Source organism: Candidatus Electronema sp. TJ, from assembly GCF_048287355.1.
Taxonomy (GTDB): domain Bacteria; phylum Desulfobacterota; class Desulfobulbia; order Desulfobulbales; family Desulfobulbaceae; genus Electronema.
The window spans coordinates 1-1,769 of record NZ_JBLWEP010000118.1 but is presented as its reverse complement, the minus strand read 5'-3'; the positions used below and the strand labels follow the sequence as shown (position 1 = coordinate 1,769).

Below are 1,769 nucleotides of genomic sequence, written 5' to 3'. Positions count from 1 at the left end.
TTTGTCCGCACGTCCTCCTCGCAGATGGCCGCCGCCTCGCTGCGGGCTGCGTCAATGCGCACATCAGGCAGCAGCTTGACCAGCGAGGTCCGCATCCGCTCGACCGCCCAGCGCAGATTCACGGCTGTGGGCCGCGCCCGCAGCAGCCGTGCGCAGATTGCGTCCAGCCCGGCATCAGAGCTGTCCTCCAGCAGACCAAGGAACACGCCCCAAGCCGCCGCCGCGCCGATCAGTGGTGCGCCGCGCACCAGCATGGCCCGGATGGCATGGGCCGCGTCCTCTGCTGTGCGCAGGCGGACGGTTGCAAACTGATGCGGCAGCTTGGTCTGGTCAATAATGCCGACGCTGCGCTGGTCGGGTTCCAGCCAGATGGTGCGCCAAGGTTGTCCGTTGATGTTCATAGGTTAAAGAAAGGATGTCAAATCAATCTGTTGTTTTTTTCGTCCGCTTCTCAACATGCAAGCCTGCATGCGCATAGTCAACCATATTTCCCTTCGCTTCGCTTGTGCTTTTCAGCCTCCTCCTTGAGTCTGCTGCCCCAGCTTCGTATCTTGCTGAAAGAGCAAAAAACTAAGGTGGCAAGCACGGTTAGAAAAAAAAGCCTGCTGAGGAGAAAAAAGAAGAAAAAACCTCTTGCTTTTCTTCTCGTTTAAGAATAATATTCTTCTTTTTAAGAAAGAATATCGCTTTCCCTCAGCAAGTTTTTGCTGACGCAAGATGCGTCACGGCATCTCGCCGCTGACCCTTTTATAACTAAAAGTTATAGGGGAAAAATCCCCGCAAGGAGCATTGATCATGAACAAGGTATTGGCGCTGTTTGCAGCTGCTCTGTTCGTTGTTGCAGCAAGCAATGTTGTTTTCGCTACTGATCCCGCCCCCACTGGCGCAACCGGCGCAACTGGTGTTACCGGCGCAACTGGTGTTACCGGCGCAACCGGCAAGTAATTCCGTATTTATCTCTCTGAGAGCAAAGCGGTTGTTCCTCCTGCGAGGAACAGCCGCTTTTGTTTTTCTGTTTCCTGCTGTTCTTCCTTCTGTCCGCAGCACACAATCTTTTTCCGTTTCTTGACCTATGTCAAGGAAAGGCGTATGCTCTTCAGGTATAGTATTTCTCACAGGCGGCGGCATTTCTTCCGCCGCGATTCATAACAACGAATATAATGGAGCTTTTTTCATGAAGAAAACTATTCTGCTCGCTTCTGCCGCCGCTTTTCTGACCCTTGTCGGCGGCCACAACGCCTTTGCTGCCGACAAAGCCGCTGCTCCTGCCGCCGCAGAGAGCAAGGCGGAGGCCGCCAAACCTGCCGAGCCGTCGCTCTACGAGCAGCTGGGCGGCGAGAAGGCTGTTGATGCCGCTGTTGATCTGTTCTACAAAAAAGTGCTGGCCGACGACCGGGTCAACGGCTTTTTCAAAGGCGTGGACATGAACCGCCAGCGCGGAATGCAGAAGGGCTTCCTCACCTTCGCCTTTGGCGGGCCGAACAATTATGCTGGCCGCGACCTGCGCGCCGCCCATGCCCATCTGGTGCAGCGCGGGCTGAACGACACGCATTTTGATGTCATCCTTGAGCACCTTGGCGCGGCACTGAAAGAGCTGGGCGTGAAGCCTGAACTGATTCAGAAGGCCGCTGATGTCGCCAACAGCGTGCGGAAGGATGTGCTGAACAAGTAAACCCTTTCCCCTCGCCGCAGCATCAGGCTGGCCGCACGGCCAGCTTGGTGCTTTGCGTGTCATTTTATTCCCACCTTAGTAGACCTCTTGCATAAGT

At 55.2% G+C, this 1,769-nt stretch carries 1 protein-coding gene and 2 pseudogenes; 2 read left to right on the top strand and 1 reads right to left on the bottom strand.

The features are described from left to right. Window positions 1-401, bottom strand: a pseudogene (locus tag ACNKID_RS09020) (S-methyl-5-thioribose-1-phosphate isomerase); the annotation flags it as partial. Between the two features lie 394 nt (window positions 402-795). Between ACNKID_RS09020 and ACNKID_RS09015 the strand changes: the two are divergent. Then, a complete protein-coding gene (locus ACNKID_RS09015) occupies window positions 796-945 on the top strand; it encodes a hypothetical protein (protein WP_417913102.1) in 150 nt (49 codons plus the stop codon). Between the two features lie 367 nt (window positions 946-1,312). Beyond that, window positions 1,313-1,672, top strand: a pseudogene (locus tag ACNKID_RS09010) (group I truncated hemoglobin); the annotation flags it as partial. Window positions 1,673-1,769: the final 97 nt, after the last annotated feature.

Excerpts from the sequence above, each read along its gene's own strand:
- ACNKID_RS09015 (WP_417913102.1), top strand. The coding sequence starts at position 796 with ATGAACAAGGTATTGGCGCTGTTTGCAGCTGCTCTGTTCGTTGTTGCA.